This window comes from Pseudomonadota bacterium (genome assembly GCA_016719885.1).
GTDB lineage: Bacteria > Pseudomonadota > Gammaproteobacteria.
In genome coordinates this window covers 47,094-63,386 of the sequence record JADJYF010000019.1, presented here as the reverse complement: position 1 = coordinate 63,386, position 16,293 = coordinate 47,094, and the positions used below count along the sequence as shown (strand labels likewise).

The following is a 16,293-nucleotide window of genomic DNA, read 5'->3' as shown; positions in this document are numbered from 1 at the left end:
AGACCCGCACCATGTCCCTGCTCACCCTTCACGACATCAATCTCGACTTCGGCGACCAGCTGATCTTCGACCACGCCGATTTCACGCTCGATGAAGGCGAAAGGGTGTGCCTGATCGGGCGCAATGGCGCCGGCAAATCGACACTGTTCAAGATCATCATGGGCGCGGTGATTCCCGACAGCGGCGCGGTTCGGCGCCACGGCGGCGCGCAGGTGGCGCAGCTCGAACAGACGCTGCCCGGCAATCTCGATATCTCGGTGCATGATTTCGTCGCCAGCGGTCTCGCCACCCATATCGGCCTCATCGAGCGCTATCGCGAGTTGACCGCGTCGGCACTGGACGACGATGGTCTGCGCGAAGTGGAGGAACTCCATCGCAGCATCGAGGCCCACGGCGGCTGGGACGTCGAATCGCAGATTGCCGCGGTGATCACCGCGCTCGAACTGCCCGACCAGCGCCTGCTGTCGGAGCTGTCGGGCGGATGGCAACGGCGCGTGTGCCTGGCACGCGCGCTGGTCAGCCAGCCGGACGTGCTGCTGCTCGACGAGCCGACCAACCATCTCGATCTGGCCGCCATCGAATGGCTGGAAAAGCGCATCCGCGCTTTCAAGGGCAGCGTGCTGTTCATCACCCATGACCGCGCTTTCCTGCAGGCGCTGGCCACGCGCATCGTCGATATCGATCGCGGCCAGCTGAAAAGCTGGCCGGGCGATTACCAGCGCTATCTCGAATTGAAAGAAGCGGCGCTGGAAGCGGAATCACGCCATAACGCGCTGTTCGACAAGAAGCTCGCCGAGGAAGAAGCCTGGATACGCCAGGGCATCAAGGCTCGACGCACGCGTAACGAAGGACGGGTGCGCGCGCTGGAACGCATGCGCGAGGAGTTCGCCGGCCGCAACCGACGCGAAGGGCGCGCGAAGATAGCCGTGCAGGAAGCCGAGCGTTCCAGCCGCCGCGTGGTGGAAGCGCGCAAGATTTCCTATGCCTATGGCGACACGCCCGTCATCAAGGAGCTGTCGGTCAAGATCATGCGCGGCGAACGCATCGGCATGATAGGTAACAACGGTGTGGGCAAGAGCACCCTGCTGCGCCTGCTGCTTGGCCAGCTCGAACCGAACGAGGGCTCGATCAAGTTCGGCGAGCACCTCGAGATTGGCTACTTCGACCAGCTGCGCCAACAGCTCGATCCCAACAAGACCGTTGCCGAGGTGGTGGGTGACGGCCGCGACCACGTCATCATCAACGGCCGCGAGGTGCACGTGGTCGGCTATCTGCGCGGCTTCCTGTTCAGCGCCAAGCGCGCCATGACGCCGGTCGGCTTCCTGTCGGGTGGCGAATGCAATCGCGTGATCCTGGCCAAGCTCTTCACGCGCCCGACCAATCTGATGATCCTCGACGAGCCGACCAACGACCTCGACGTCGAGACCCTGGAAGTGCTGGAAGAGCAGCTCGCCGACTACCAGGGCACCATCATCGTGGTAAGTCACGACCGCGCCTTCCTCGACAACGTCGTGACGAGCACCCTGGTGTTCGAGGAAAACGGCGAAGTGCTGCGCTATCCGGGCGGTTACTCCGACTGGTTGCGCCAGGGCAAACGCCTGGCCGCCAAGGACGAACCGCTACCGAGCAGCGTAACGGCGGGGAAACGGGAAGCGCCCGCGCCCAAGGTGGCGCCCGCCGCCACCAGCGAAGCGCCCAAGCGCGCGGGCAAGCTCAGCTACAAGCTGCAGTTGGAACTCGAACAGTTACCGGCTCGCATCGAGACCATGGAGAGCGAAATAGCCGCGCTGGAGAACGACAGCTCGGCCGAGGACTTCTACAGCCGGCCGTTCGAACAGATTCAACCAGTGCTGGATGCGCTGGCCGCCAGGCGTGAGGCGCTGGACGCGGCGATGATGCGCTGGGACGAGTTGGAGACCATGCAGCGTGAGGGCGGGTGAGTCACTTCCCCTGTGGGTCAGACTTCAGTCTGACATTCAAATCCGCATCCTTACCGCGCGTAATCCATGGGCATGTCAGACTGAAGTCTGACCCACACGGGAATCGCTTCCCTTGCTCGCTCATGTGCCCAGACGCCGCAGCGCCGCGACGGTCAGGTACTTGTCGTATACGTCCACGCCCTGGTTGACGAACATCTCGTAGCCGCCGGCGATGCGCTTGACCTGCTTCAGGCGCGTCATGCGGTTGGTCTGCACGTCGTGGGCGTGCACGTGGGTCCATGACCAGTAGGGGTTGGCGCCGTCCATCACCTGCTTACCCTTGTTGTCGTACAGCGAGTAGGCGCCATCGAAGGACTTGAACATCTCGCCACGACGGTCGTAGGTCACCATGCACACCGGCAGGCCGGTGCGGGCATCGAACCATACGCGTTTCTTGCTGATGGGCGCACGCGCGTAGCCGGTCGGTTCCGCCTCGACGATGATGGTTTCCGGGATCAGTTCGACCTTGGTATCCCAGAACGTCGAGCCCAGCGGCCCACCGTGGGTCTTGCCTTCCCAATTGTCGTCGTCCGAATCCCAGTTCTCGGTCAGGCCGGCCAGGAACGGCGCGCGGCCGACAATCTTGTAGTTGCCCCAGGTGAGATAGGGATCGCCGGCCGTCCAGGCGTCCGACAGGTACAGGCTGGACCCCGGGATCAGAGGCTCAAAACGCTGGTTGGTCGGGAACTTGCGCACGCGCTTGAACTGCGGCAGGTAGCCGTCGAGATCGGGGAATTTGCGCTGATCGTAGTACCAGCTGTTCAGGAACGAGGTGCCCTTGTAGTCCTGCGGGATGGTGAAGAACACCGATTGGTAACGCAGGCGGTCCTCGTGGCCCGGCCAGTAGGGCTTGGGGTCGACCACCACGCGCCCGGTAGGCGCGAATTCGCACCAGGCGAGTTCGTACTTGTAGAGCACCTTGCCGGTGACATCGAGCTCGAAGCTCTTGACCGGGTAGAACGACACGTCGTGGCGTCCCCAGCTCAGGGTGATGCCGGCGAAGATCTCGAGGCCGTTGCTCGGCTCGGGAAAGGGATTGCCACCTATCCACGGCTTGCCATCCTGGGTCACCACGTTGCCATCGGCATCGAACTTGGCCACGCCCTTGTTGCGCAAGGTGGCCTCGATGTATTCCACCGGGCTCAACTTGGTCATCTCGGTGGTGGACGGCACGAGCTCGATCTTGCGTCCCATCTGCTTGATCTGCATGTAGCGCACGCCGTCGATGAGATCCTGCACCAAGTCGACATTGTTGGCGTCGATGATGTCGCCGGCCTTGAGCGCACCCTTGGTGTAATCCTCGATGGACAAGAGTTCGGCGGGATAGGACTTCGTGAAGTCGCCGTTCTCGGCGGCGGTGCTCCACACCGGCGCCAGCACGCCGGCGCCGAACATGCCGGCGGCGGTGTGTTCCAGGAATTTGCGGCGACTGTAGTCGGCGGTGTATTTGCGGATGTGTGCCATGGCGTATTCCTTTGATGCCGCGTGACGGCGTTCAGATACACAGGCCCGCGAATAATTCGTCGATGCGCTGCGTATCGAGCTGGCGCCCGATGAAAACCAGGCGACTGGTGTGATCCTCGTCCGGCCATGCGTCGAGATAGGCGACCGGGTAGAACTTGTTTTGCACCCCGTGCACGATGGCCGGCTTGCCGCCTTTCTCGCGAAAGCCGGCGATACCCTTGATGCGCAGGATGTCGTCCTTCATTTCGTTGACGATGCGATTGAGAAACACGCTGGTGCCGGCCAGGCTCAAGGGTCCGTCATGCCGGATCACGTGGGCGGTGTATCGTGCGCCGTGGTCGTGATGTTCATGCGCATGCGCCATCCAGCGCGCGAGCGCCTCGTCGCGCGCGCCGGGCGCGAACAGGGCGCGACCAAAAAGCCGCGCGGCATCGATATCGCCGTTGGCGACTTCCACCACCTCCGCGCCGGCGTTGATGTCGGCGAGACGCGCGCGTAGCGCGGCCAGCGCCTCGCTGCTCGCGATGTCGATTTTGCTGATGACGAGAACATCGGCCATCGCCACCTGGTCCTGCGCGGTGTCGTGGGCGGCAAGCGTGGCCACACCATGTTCGCCGTCGACCACGCACACCACGGCGTCGAGCCGGTAGGCGCTCTGGATGGGCGCATTGGCCATCATGGTGTGCACCAAGGGCACGGGATCGGCGAGGCCGGTGGTTTCGACGATGACGCGGCTGAAATACGGGATCTCTTCGAGGTAGCGGCGGCGATTCAGATCGCGCAGCGTCATGGCGAGGTCGCCGCGGATGGTGCAGCACAGGCAGCCGTCACGCAGTTCGAGGATGTTCTCGGCGAGATCGGCCACCACCAGGTGGTCGATGCTCACTTCGCCGAATTCGTTGACGATGACCGCGGTGTCCTTGAAGCCGCCCTGGTTCAGCACCCGCGACAACAACGTGGTCTTGCCGCTGCCGAGGAAGCCGGTCAGCAGCGCCACCGGTGTCTTGCCCTTCACCACCGGGCGCTCAGTTCGCGGCCTGCGTCGTCGCGCATTGCGCACCGCCGCGCGCGACGTTGAACTCATCCTTGAATTCCGCCGGCACGTATTGCTGCTGCTTCACGAGTTGCTTGAGCAGGGGGCAGGCTTCGTCGGGGCGATTGGATTGGGTGCGAATGCGTACGCGACTCAGCATGCCTTCCCACCAGATTGGCATGGTGGGCACGGCCTTGTCGGTAATGACGTTCCACGCACGGTCCGCCTCGAATGGCTGCTGCACCGCCTCCGAGCTGCGTGCGACGAGACGCCAGGCGTCGCCCGACTTGGGGTATTGTTTCAGGAACGCGCGGGCTTGTTCATTGGCGCCGGTCGCGTCTTTCTTGGTCAGCAGGTCCTCGATGATCAGCATCGCAAAGCGGCGATCCATTTCGGGTTGGTCCTTGACCGCGGGGCGCACCAGCCGCGCGAGCTTCATGCGCTGGTCGATATCCTTGCGGTCGCGAATCCAGGGATAGAGGTATTCAACCTGCCACGCCGCGATGCCGGCGCCGGCCAGCTTGGCGACATAGGCTTCGCTCTTGCTCGGGTCCTTCATGCGATCGAACAGCTGCAGGCGCGACCACACCAGGGCGCGCTCTATGTCGTTGTTGAGTTTGCCCTTCTGTTCAATCTGATCGAGCGCCTTCAGTACGGCATCGGGATCAGGATCGACCAGCGAGCGCATCTCCAACAGCACCGCGAAGTTGAACTGATCCTTCTTGTCCTCGGGCGGCAAGGTCTGCCAGGCATCGATGCCTTGTCGCGCCAATCCCGCGCCCTGGGCCGTCTTGCCGCGCGCCACCGCGGCGCTGAAGTCGCGCGCGATGATGCCGAAAGCGGTGCGTCCGATCTGGGCCTTGGCTTCCGCCGAACTCACCTTGCCCAACTGTTGCAAGGCATCGCCGGCGCTGCGCGAGGTTTGGGCGATCATGAGGCGCGCGGCATCGGCGGCGGGGTCGTGCGGACTGCGCGACACGAACCGCGCCGCCGCCTCGCGCAGTTTCTGCTGGTTGGCTTCCGACGCGCCGCGCTGCGCTCGCGTGGCGTAGATCGCATAGAGCAGCTTGGAGCCCGCTTCATCGAGTTCACCGGACAGACGCGGGTTGGACAGCAGCTTGTTCAACACGTCGATGGCGGGCTCGAAGATGTCGCTCTTGTAGGCCGCCAGCGCCCAGCGATAACGATAGTTGCTGAGATCGAGATCCGCCGGCGGCTGCACGGCCTTGAAGAAGGCCGCGTATTTTTGCATCGCGTTGTACCAATGCTCGTTGGCCATCGCGAACTCGGCGCCGGCAAGATCGGTGTAAGGCCCGACATCGACGCCCGACAGTTCCTGCGCATAGGTCATCATGTTGCTGAGCAACTGGTCGTCAATCTTGCTCGCATCGATGACCGCCTTGAGGCGCGCCGCGGCTTCCAGCGGACGGCCGCCGGTCTTGCGGCTTTGTTGCAGCATGGCGAAGGCTTCGTTCTTGATCAGCGGCGCATCGTTGTCCGAATACTTGCCGCCCTTACCGGCAAACCTCGACACCGTGCCCTGCTTGGCATCAAGCATGCGCAATTCCATGCTGACAGCCTGGCGCACCGGCGAATCCGGCTCGCTGGCCAAGGCTTCTTCCAGCTTCTTGAAGATCTCCTTGGCGCGGTCCTTGCGCCCGCCTTCCAGTTCGACATAGCCAAGGCCCAACCAGCCGCCGTATACCAAGCCGGGCTTGAACAGCTGCACCGACGCGGCCTTGAAACCGCTCCGCGCCGGTTTCAAGGCCTGGCTCTTCTCGCCCTGGCCGGTGACCATGCGCGCGAGTTCGAGGTCAATCCATGCGCGCCAATAGGGAAACGCCGCGAGCGCGAAACTCATGTCGTCCCATATGCGCGAGCGATACATGCTCTCGAGCGCAGCCTCGTTTTCGTTGGTATCCGCTTCGTATCGATCGAGACGCTGCTCGGCGAGCGTGCGCATCTGCTCCAATTGACGCCTGACGGCGTCGAGCTGCTTGGCGTCCAGGCCGGCCTGGCGAAGTTCATCGATCACCGGGCCGACTTCGTTGGCGACCGCCGCGAAGTCCTCGGAACCGGCGCTGGCGGCCTGCAGTCGCGCTATCAGGTCAGCGAGTTTTGCCATGTCCTGGGCCGGATTGATGGCGCCATTGGCGGCCGGCGTGGCAGCGACTTTGCCGTTGTCCGCGGCATGGACAGGCATGCAGATACACAGCAGCGACGCCAGGACCCACAGCCCGCAGAGTGCATGGGTGAACTTGGGCCTCGTCATAGCACGTCCAGCAGCGCTTGCATTTCGTTGGCGAATTGGTCGCCCATGATGAGCTTGACCAGGCGCCGGGTGAGCTTGGTGTCGCCATCGAGGGTGGCGGTGTCGCCGCCGCCCGCCTCGCCCAGCACCAGCCAATCGGCCATGGGCGCGTTGCGGTACAACTCCCGCGGTACCGCGCGTCCGAGATTGGCCTCGAGCAGGTGCGGGTTGGCCTGGTCGCTGACGTCCAGGGCCGACAAGGTGCCACCGTTATGTTTGAAGTTGCCGACCAGGCGCGCGACTTTCTTGACCTGTCCCTCGCGCATCGGTGCGTCGCCGATGACGATGATGATCTTGCGTGCACCGGGCCGCCATCCCGATTCGTCGATGGCGGCGCGAATGCCTTCATCCACGGCCTCGTACCAGTCGCCGCCACCGTCGGCCTTGAGCGCGCCCAAGAAACGATTGAGCTTGGTGGTGCTGTAGGTGAGCGGCTGCACGCGGGTGGTGAATTCCGGGTTGTCCGTATCGCGGTAGGCGACGAAACCGAAGCGCGCTATGGGCACCAGCGTGCGCACGAACTTGGCGATGTCCTCGATGCGGTCTTTCACTTCCGACAGCACCCAGCCCATGGAGCCGGTGGCATCGACACAGAAGACGACATCGAGGCCGGCTTCGCGCAGGCCGGAGATATAGGCGGCGAAACGCGAAGTGCCATCGCCGAAGCCGTTGCCTATGCCGGACTTGAAGCCACCGAAACCGCTGCCCGCGGTGCCGGGAATCGCACCGAGACTCAAGCCGCCGGCAATCTGGATCTGCGGCGTGCCTTCCGCGTTCTCGTCACCGCCCGCGCCACCTGCCTGCGCCTTGAGGGCCACCGTCACGTTGGGCGGCGGCGGCGCCACCGCCTTGGGCGCGATCAGGACTTCCGGCGGTTCGAGTTCCAGTTCCTTTTCGAACTCGAGTTCGTCTTCCGGTGGCGGCTGGCGCTCGACCAGCTTCTGCGGCGGCGGGGGCACCTTGATTTCAATCTTCTCTTCGGGCGTCACCAAGCCCAGGTTGCGCTCGATCTGGTGACCGACACGGCCCGAGACGATGGCGTGGATGACGGCGGAAAACGCCAGGAAACACACCCACAGGATGACTCGGCGGCCGCGATCCATCAGCGGCACCAGGTGAACACAGGGGCGACTCGCTGATGCGCGGCTTGCCGGGTTGAACCAGCCCCCCGTGCCGAAGGCCAACCGGTAGCTACACAGAAATGGCGCGCTGAAAAGCTCATGGAAGCCTGCTGAGTCGTGTACCGCTCGGCTGTTGTTATAAGGTTGGACCGCGTCTGGCGGGCATGCATTCCATTTCCCCTGGCACGCCCAGCCCATCGGGTGTGTCCGGCATGATAGCAAAGAGTGGGCACTTGGGAAGTTGGTCGCGCCCGGTCACGGCGGCACCTCGAAAGCCCGGTCACCCGACTCGCGGTCGCCACCAAAAAAAGAGCCGGCACGAGGCCGGCTCTTCTCAAACTCGACTGACCTTCTTAGAAGAAGTAGGTCGCGCGGACGAACATTTCGTCAGCGAAATCGAGGGTCTCGGTGATGGTGTCGTTGTTACCACCCGGCGAAGCGATGACCGTCGCGTAGACGTCCCACTGCCACTTGGCGGACGGACGATAACGCACACCAGGCTGCACCAGGTAACCGCCCGCGGTATCGATCAGCACCGCCATGTCGAGGCGCCAGATCAGGTTCGGAAACGGCTGCTGGAAGGCGAACACCACGTAGTCCGCCATGGGGCTGCCCTTGGGATCCATCGCGCCCTTCTCGAAAGCCGCCGGCAGGAATTGGCCGGTCTTGCCGTCGATGAAGTTCTCGATGCCAGGCGTGTTGTTGTTGTCGAGATCGCGGCCGAACATGTCGGTCGCCGTACGATGCATCCACTGGAACACCATGTAGGTGGCCGGGAACGCATCGGAGAAGCGGTAGTACTTCTCCAAGATCATGGACGAGACGATGTCGTCCACTTCCTTGTACTTGAACTCGAGGTCATGGGTGAGGCGCTTGTTCGGGGTCACCGACACTTCACCGCGGATGATCAACTGGTCAAGCAACGGGTTTTCCGAGTTGACGACGTAGTTACCACCGGCCATGAACACGTTTTCACGCTTGAACTCGCGGCCCACCCACTGGATGAACGGACCAAACGAGGAGCGGAAACCTTCCACGGTACGCATGGTATCGACGAAGTTCTGCTCGTTACCAAAGTTGAAGACGTCACGCACGGCCCACTTGGCGGCCGGGAAATCGTCGATGACGTGACGCAGGTAGTTCTGGTTGTTCAGGCGAGCGCCCTGAATCGTCTTCCAGTACTGCAGCGACGGCGTACCCGACGGGTCCGGCGCGAAGGTCGAACCGCAACCGTTTTCCATGTTGCGAGCACGGGTGTCGAGGGTCGGGAAACCCACGGCCGCCGCCGCGCCAGCGCCACCCAGGAAGTTGAGGGTGTCGTTGTACTGGTTGACGCAACCGGTGTTGATACGACCGTTGTTGACGGCAGGAGCGTCAACGTTACGGAACACACCGTCCTGGTTACGACGATTCACCACACCAACGATGGCGGTCAGCTGTTCGGTGAGAGGCATGGTCATGCGCGCACCGAAGTTCATCGTGCCACGCGCATCGTGAAAACCTGCCTCGTCGTTGATACGCGCCCCGGAGGTCGCGACCAGGTTGTAGGCGGTATTCTGCGCGGGCAGGATGGTCGGCGAGAACATCTGCGCGAACGCGTCCAGCTCGTAGCCGTTGCTGAAGGTATAGGACAGACGCACGCCCGGCGAGGCGACGCGCTGGTCCTGGTACTCTTCGGCGCCCGGGCCCAAGGTCAGGTGACGACGCAGATCGAGACCGTTGGCCACGTCCATGGTGCGGAAGAAGTAGGCTTCACCCCAGGCGATGACCTGGTTACCCACGCGCACCCACAGCGGACCGCGGTTCCAGTCGAGGTAGAAGGCCGGCAGATCGAGGATCGCATCCGGCGTGTTGGCTTCGAGCAGGGTCTGGCGACGGCTGCTCCACATGCCACCACCCCAGCGGCCGGGACCAAAGCTGTCGCCGATCTTGCCATCGGTGAAGTGACGCGTACCGTCATAATAGATACGGGTCTTCATGTAGGCCGAGAACTCGTCGTTGATCTTGGCCTGGATGTCGAACTCGAGACGGGTGTTGAACAGGTTGAAGTCGAGGCTGTCCTCGTCGTTCAACGCGATGTCGCCCGGGGGCACGATGCTGCCCTTGGCGTTGTTCTTGGCACCCGGGATGAAGTTGGAACCGCCGCCGCCGGGGCACAGGGCGCCCGGGAAGATCGGGATGCCTGCCGGGTTGGGAATACCGTTGACGGCGCCGACGTTCGCACCGATACCGGGGGAACCGGCGGCCAGCGCGCGTTGTTGGCTGTAATGGCAGTCCACCGGCGAGTTGGTGTTGTTACCCGCGGTCATGAACTCCGTGTTCAGGCTGATACCCAGCGGGTTCGGGCCGGTGGGCGCTGGCACCAGTTCGGTACCGTCGGTCTTCTGACCTCAATAGGTATGCGCATGCGCACGCGAATTGGAGCCGGCGGACGGGCCGGCGAACGGCACGAGGCCCACGGCGTCGAGCGTCGGGAAGTAATCGCCCGGATTTGCGGTCGGCGTGGTGTGGCTGCCGAATTCGTGATGCGTGATGTTAGGCTGGATCCGATCGTTGAACGGGTTGTCCATGTCGTTGTTCGGATTGCCGTCCGAATTCAGGGGGCCTGTCAGGATTTTCGTGTGCGAGGCAGTCGGTTAAGTCGGGTTGGTAAAACGCTCGCCATAGGCAATGGCGAACTGGTTCATGGCTCGTCGCCATTCCAACACTGACCGGGTCCAGTCGGCCGTGATGTTGCGCATTGCGAGCCACAGCAGTTTGCTCGCCGCGTCGTCGCTGGGGAAGTGCCCTCGAGTCTTGATGATCTTCCGCAGCTGGCTATTGAGGCTCTCGATCGCATTGGTGGTGTAAATCACGCGCCGGATCTCGGGGGCGAAGGCGAAGAACGGGATGACCCGATCCCAGGCTCGGCGCCATGTCGCGACGACCGTCGGATGCTTCTGCCCCCAGGCGCTGGCCTCGAACGCGTTCAGGGCCGCCTCTGCCGCTTCCGCACTGGCCGCCGTGTAAATCGGCCGGAGGGCCGCCGCCAGCTGCTTGCGGTCTTTCCACGACGCGTAGTCGAGGCTGTTGCGGAGCAGGTGCACGATGCAGGTCTGCAGCGTCGTCGCCGGAAACACCGCGGACAAGGCCTCTGGCAGGCCCTTCAGGCCGTCCGTCACCGCGATCAGGAAGTCGCCCACGCCGCGGGTCTTCAGGTCGTTGAACACCTTCAGCCAGAACTTGGCGCCCTCGGTCTGTTCAATCCACAGGCCCAGGATGTCCCGCGTGCCGTCGGGCAGCACGGCGAGCGCCAGGTACACCGCCTTGTTGCGAACGACTGCATCTTCGCGGATCTTCACCCGCAGGGCGTCGAAGAACACCACCGGGTACATCGGCTCGAGCGGCCGGCTCTGCCAGGCGGTCACTTCGGCCATCACCGCGTCGGTCACCGAGCTGATGAACTCCGGGCTGACCTCCGTGCCGTACTGTTCGGCCAGGAAGCCTTGGATCTCGCGCACCGTCATGCCGCGCGCGTACATCGCCACAATCTTGTCGTCGAAGCCAGTGAAGCGGCGCTCGTACTGGGGATGAGCAGCGGCTCGAAGCTGCCTTCGCGGTCGCGAGGCACGTCAATCCGTACCGGCCCATCCTCGGTCAGGACGGTCTTGCCGCTCACCCCATTGCGGTGGTTGCTGCTATCGTCTGGCCGGGCCTCGCCGGGCGGGTAGCCCAGGTGGTGGGAAAGCTCGGCTCCTAGTGCGCGCTCGATCAGCGCCTTCTTGAACGCCATGGACGCGGCCTGCACCGCCTCCGCGCTCATCGGGCCCTTCACGAACTGGTCAACCAGCTCTTTCGGGATCTCCGGCAACACCGCTGACGCGGCCGCCTTGGTCGTCTTTCTGCTTGGCATAACGGATCCTCTCGGTCATGTTACGCCTCGCACACAAAATTCGGATTGCCGTCCGAATTCAGGCTATAGGCAATCTCTTGTCTGACGAAACCCGTGATATTCCAATCGATGGCGGACGCGGTGCCGGCGAACAGTACGCCGCCCACCATGCCTCCGGCCATCAGATATTGGGCGATTGTGTATTTCTTCACTCCCGCTCTCCTCTGTAAAACCATGTGTCTTTTTTGGAACCCCAGTCGTACCAAGACGACAATCTGACGTTGTCTATCTGGTACAGATGGAAAATTGTCTGCCGGAATCCCGGCCAGGGGGGCATTACGCCCCGCTTTTCATGGCCCTGTCAATCATTTTCGCCAAGCCCGGACCATAATCGCCGCCGCCCTTAGGACGACTCGTGTTGCACACGCACAACACGATTGGACAAATGAGGCCACAAAATCGGCCTCAAAAGCGCGCTTCCGATACGTCGAAAGACGTACTTCGGCGGCGCCAGATACGGCGGCGTAGGGCTGCTTCGTCCTGGCAGGTGAGACGGCAATTTGTTGTGCACTGCACCGGCAGTCGCTTAAGCGGCTGAGCGGATGGAGGATTGTAGGAGCGGCAAGTTGCTGCGTTGCCCGCAGCAGTATCGAAAGTGAGAAATTGGGAGGCCAGGGAGGGGCAAGTGCGGCGCAAGGAGAGGGGCCGCCCGGAGCGGGAGCCCTCGCTTGCCTTACCCCGGACAAAAAAGAGCCGGCACGGGGCCGGCTCTTTCAGGACTCGACGGACCTTCTTAGAAGAAGTAGGTCGCGCGGACGAACATTTCGTCAGCGAAATCGAGGGTCTCGGTGATGGTGTCGTTGGTACCACCCGGCGAGGCGATGACGGTCGCGTACACATCCCACTGCCAGTTGGCGGACGGACGGTAGCGCACGCCCGGCTGGATCAGATAACCGCCGGCGGTATCAATCAGCAGGGACATGTCAAAGCGCCAGATCAGGTTCGGGAACGGCTGCTGGAACGCAAACACCACGTAGTCGGCATTGTCGCTGCCGCGCGGCTTCAGCTCTTCAGGATCGAAAGCCGCGGGCTTGAAGGCGCCGGTCTTCGAGTCGATGAAGTGGCCGATAGTCGGCATGTTGTTCTTGTCCAGGTCGCGGCCGAACATGTCGGTCGAAGTGCGGTGCATCCACTGGAACACCATGTACGTCGCCGGGAAAGCTTCCGAGAAACGCATGTACTTCTCGAGAATCAAGGCAGAGACGACGTCGGTCACTTCCTTGTAATCCCACGACAGGTCAGTGGTCAGGCGCTTGTTCGGGGTCACCGAAACTTCGCCGCGGATGATCAACTGGTCGAGCAGTTCGTTCTCCGACTCCACGACATAGTTACCGCCGACCATGGCGATGGTCTCACGCTTGAACTCGCGTCCCACCCACTGGGTGAAGGGGCCGAAAGACGAGCGGAAGCCTTCCAGCGTGCGCATCGCGTCAACGAAGTTCACTTCGTCACCGAAGTTGAAGATGTTGCGGACCGCCCACTTGGAAGCCGGGAAGTCGTTGATGATGTGACGCAGGTAGTTGGCGTTGTCGATGCGACCGGACGCGATGTTCGACCAGTAGTTGATCGAAGTCGCGGCGTTGTGATCAGGCGAGAACGCCGAACCGCAACCGTTCTCCATCGTGCGTGCACGCTTGTCGAAGGTCGGGAAACCAAACGCCGCGGCGTTCTGCAGGCCGTTGCCACCGTTGAGCAGGTTCAAGGTGTCGTTGAACTGGTTCACGCAGCCGGTGTTGATGTGGCCGTCCCAATAAGTCGGTGCGTCCACGTTACGCAGCACGCCGTCAGGATTGCGACGATTCACCACGCCGACGATGGCGGTGAACTGCTCGGTGATCGGCATGGTCATGCGTGCACCGAAGTTCATCGAACCACGCGCATCCTTGAAACCAGCCGATTCGTTCAGGTAGACGTCGTCGTTCACGAGGTTGTACGGGGTGTTCTGGCCCGGCAGCAGGCTCGGCGAGAACATCTGCGCGAAAGCGTCGAGTTCAAAGCCGTTGCTGAAGGTGTAGGAAAGACGCACGCCCGGCGAGGCAATGCGCTGATCCTGGTATTCCTCGGCGCCCGGGCCCAAGGTCAGGTGACGACGCAGGTCGAGGCCGTTTGCCACGTCCATGGTGCGGAAGAAATAGGCTTCACCCCAGGCGATGACCTGGTTGCCGACGCGCAACCACAGCGGGCCACGGTTCCAGTCGAGGTAGAAGGCCGGCAGGTCAAGAATCGCGTCCGGCGTGTTGTACTCGAGCAGCGTATTGCGGCGATGGCTCCACACACCGCTGCCCGACTGGCCGGGACCGAAGCTGTCGCCGATCTTGCCGTCGGTGAAGTGACGGGTACCGTCGTAGTACACGCGTGCCTTCATGTAGGCCGAGAATTCGTCGTTGAACTTGGCCTGGATGTCGAACTCGAGGCGCGAGTTGAACATGTTGAAGTCGAGCGAATCGTCGTTCTTCAGCGAGAAATCGCCGCCCGGCACCGGGCCGGCCTTGGCGAACTGGTTGCCACCGGCTTGCGGGGAACCGCCACCGCCAGGGCACAGGGCGCCCGGGAACGTGACGAAACCACCGACGTTCGGTCCTTTGCCGGTGGAACCGGCCGCGATGGCGCGTTGCTGACTGAACTGGCAGTCGACTGGCGAGCTGGTCTCGCCACCGGCCAGGGCGAAGAGTTCGTTGCCGACCTGGGTCACGCCAGCACCGATGTGATCGGCATGGGCGCGGGCGCGGAAGTTGGCGAAGCCGGCACCAGGCAGGTACAGGCTGGGGTTTGCCCCGGTCACGGCGGCGGTGGTCGCGGCATCACCGTAGTTGGCATGCGTGACGTTGGGCGTGATGCGGTCGTTGAACACGTCGTCCATCGTGTTGTTGGGATTGCCATCCGAATTCAGGCTGTAGGCAATCTCTTGACGGACGAAGCCGGTGATATTCCAGTCGATGGCCGAGGCGGTCCCGGCGAACAGAACGCCGCCGACCATGCCTCCCGCCATCAACAGGCTGGCAAAATTATCTTTTTTCACTCCACTCTCCTCTGTAACACGATGACTCTGCTATGGAACCCCGCCGTGCTCGGAGTACACGTTGCCGTTGTAAGTGCGCAACGCAGCTAGGAAATAGAATAATTATTCAGAATTCGAATGACTATTCAGAAGGCTGATATTACGGGCTATTTAAAAATAGCTGTCAATGCTTATCGGCAGAAAAGTTGGATTGCCGCATCGCCGCGGCGACAAATTTGTGGCGGAATTCAGACAAAACACCCCGATACCGGGCCGAGGCCCACCTTCGGGGAGCTGTCGCATTGCCTGGAACGGGAGGGGTCAGACCCCGGAAACGACGACGCGGCCGGGGTAAGCGGCCGCGTCGCGTGAGGAAATGGAAGCGGAGCGGTTTACTTCACGACGCGCGCAATGGTGCCACGGTAGCCTGCCACGAACACGTTCTGCTGGCGCAGGAAGCCCTTCTCGCCTGCCTTGGTCTCGGACACGCCGGCGGCGATGCCTTGGAACCAGGTGCGAATAATGCCGACGTCGGAAGAGGTGCTGAAGGTCGCGCCGTCGTCGCTGCTGCGAAGCATCTGGCGGATACCCACGATCACGACTTCGCTGTTGCCCGACCACACGCCGAGCAGGTTGGCGTTGGTGTCGGCCTTGATGCGATTCCAGCTTGCGCCGCCGTCGGTGGTCTTGAGAATCAAGCCTTCCTGACCAACCGCGAAGCCGGAGTTGCTGCCATCGCGCGCCAGCGTCATCGAGAAGATCGACTCCTCACCCTTGTTGACAGCGTGCCAGGTGCCGCCACCGTCGTCCGAGCGCAGGATGAGACCGAATTCGCCGGCGACCATCACCGAGCCCTCGGCGGTCACCACGACGCCGTACAGATGCGGCTCGTAGCCTTCGTCGTTGAAGTCCGACCAGTTGATGGCGACCGGCTCCCAGGTGGCGCCGAAATCCTTGGAGCGCCCGACGAATCCGAATTCGCCGACCGTGATGGCAAGGCCCGCTTCGTTCATGTCGACATTGAGCAGGCGCTTGTCGAAGCCACTCTTCACTTCGGTCCACTCGCCGTCGCCATTGCGCGTCAGCACCAGTCCCTGCTGGCCGACCACCACCTGGTGATCGCCGGCGCGCTTGGCGCCCAACAGGCCAAGGGGAGTCTTGGCAGGCAAGGTCTCCCACTTCGCACCGGCATCCTTGGTTTCGAGCATCAGGCCGAAATTGCCCACCGCCAGGCCCCACGGGCCCTTCATGTCGAGCGCGAACAGCGCGTCATGGGGAATACCGCTGCGCACCACCTCGATGGACTGATCGGCGGCCGCTTGCTCCTGGGTTGCTTCCGGTGCGGCGGCAGCCGGCGCCTCTTCGGCCAGCACGGGCGCGGCCAGCATGGCAGAGCAGGAAAGAACAGCCGCCAGGGATGCGTAACGACGGCAAGAACGAATGAGCTTGTTCATTG

General features: G+C 62.7%; 10 protein-coding genes and 1 pseudogene. 1 reads left to right on the top strand and 10 read right to left on the bottom strand.

What is annotated here, in order from left to right; all coding sequences use genetic code 11:
* Positions 1 to 11 precede the first annotated feature (11 nt).
* Entirely contained in the window at positions 12 to 1,940 is a 1,929-nt protein-coding gene (locus tag IPM80_18890) for an ATP-binding cassette domain-containing protein (GenBank protein ID MBK8960420.1), read from the top strand.
* A 120-nt stretch (positions 1,941 to 2,060) separates the two neighbouring features.
* Here IPM80_18890 and IPM80_18885 read toward each other — a convergent pair whose 3' ends face one another.
* From IPM80_18885 to IPM80_18840, 10 genes and pseudogenes are all read right to left on the bottom strand, one after another.
* Positions 2,061 to 3,443, bottom strand: coding sequence for a DUF1329 domain-containing protein (locus tag IPM80_18885; protein MBK8960419.1), 1,383 nt, complete (start codon positions 3,441 to 3,443; stop codon positions 2,061 to 2,063).
* Positions 3,444 to 3,474: 31 nt separating this feature from the next.
* Positions 3,475 to 4,461: a GTP-binding protein gene (locus tag IPM80_18880; GenBank protein ID MBK8960418.1), complete on the bottom strand. Its 987-nt coding sequence runs from the start codon at positions 4,459 to 4,461 to the stop codon at positions 3,475 to 3,477.
* A 7-nt stretch (positions 4,462 to 4,468) separates the two neighbouring features.
* Positions 4,469 to 6,748 carry a hypothetical protein gene (locus IPM80_18875; GenBank protein MBK8960417.1) on the bottom strand — a complete coding sequence of 760 codons (2,280 nt, stop codon included), beginning with the start codon at positions 6,746 to 6,748 and terminating at the stop codon, positions 4,469 to 4,471.
* Positions 6,745 to 7,890, bottom strand: a complete 1,146-nt coding sequence (locus IPM80_18870) for a VWA domain-containing protein (GenBank protein MBK8960416.1) — start codon at positions 7,888 to 7,890, stop codon at positions 6,745 to 6,747. Before IPM80_18870 ends, IPM80_18875 begins: the two co-directional genes overlap by 4 nt.
* 371 nt (positions 7,891 to 8,261) lie before the next feature.
* Positions 8,262 to 10,217, bottom strand: a complete 1,956-nt coding sequence (locus IPM80_18865) for a DUF1302 family protein (protein MBK8960415.1) — start codon at positions 10,215 to 10,217, stop codon at positions 8,262 to 8,264.
* A gap of 81 nt (positions 10,218 to 10,298) precedes the next feature.
* Positions 10,299 to 10,478, bottom strand: coding sequence for a hypothetical protein (locus tag IPM80_18860; GenBank protein MBK8960414.1), 180 nt, complete (start codon positions 10,476 to 10,478; stop codon positions 10,299 to 10,301).
* 66 nt (positions 10,479 to 10,544) lie between these two features.
* Positions 10,545 to 11,800 (bottom strand): annotated as a pseudogene (locus tag IPM80_18855) (IS256 family transposase).
* Between the two features lie 20 nt (positions 11,801 to 11,820).
* A complete protein-coding gene (locus IPM80_18850; GenBank protein MBK8960413.1) occupies positions 11,821 to 11,991 on the bottom strand; it encodes a hypothetical protein in 171 nt (56 codons plus the stop codon).
* Between the two features lie 581 nt (positions 11,992 to 12,572).
* The gene (locus IPM80_18845; protein ID MBK8960412.1) at positions 12,573 to 14,267 is read right to left on the bottom strand and encodes a DUF1302 family protein; all 1,695 of its coding nucleotides are present in this window, start codon (positions 14,265 to 14,267) and stop codon (positions 12,573 to 12,575) included.
* A gap of 962 nt (positions 14,268 to 15,229) precedes the next feature.
* Positions 15,230 to 16,291, bottom strand: a complete 1,062-nt coding sequence (locus tag IPM80_18840) for a photosystem II stability/assembly factor-like protein (protein MBK8960411.1) — start codon at positions 16,289 to 16,291, stop codon at positions 15,230 to 15,232.
* Positions 16,292 to 16,293: the final 2 nt, after the last annotated feature.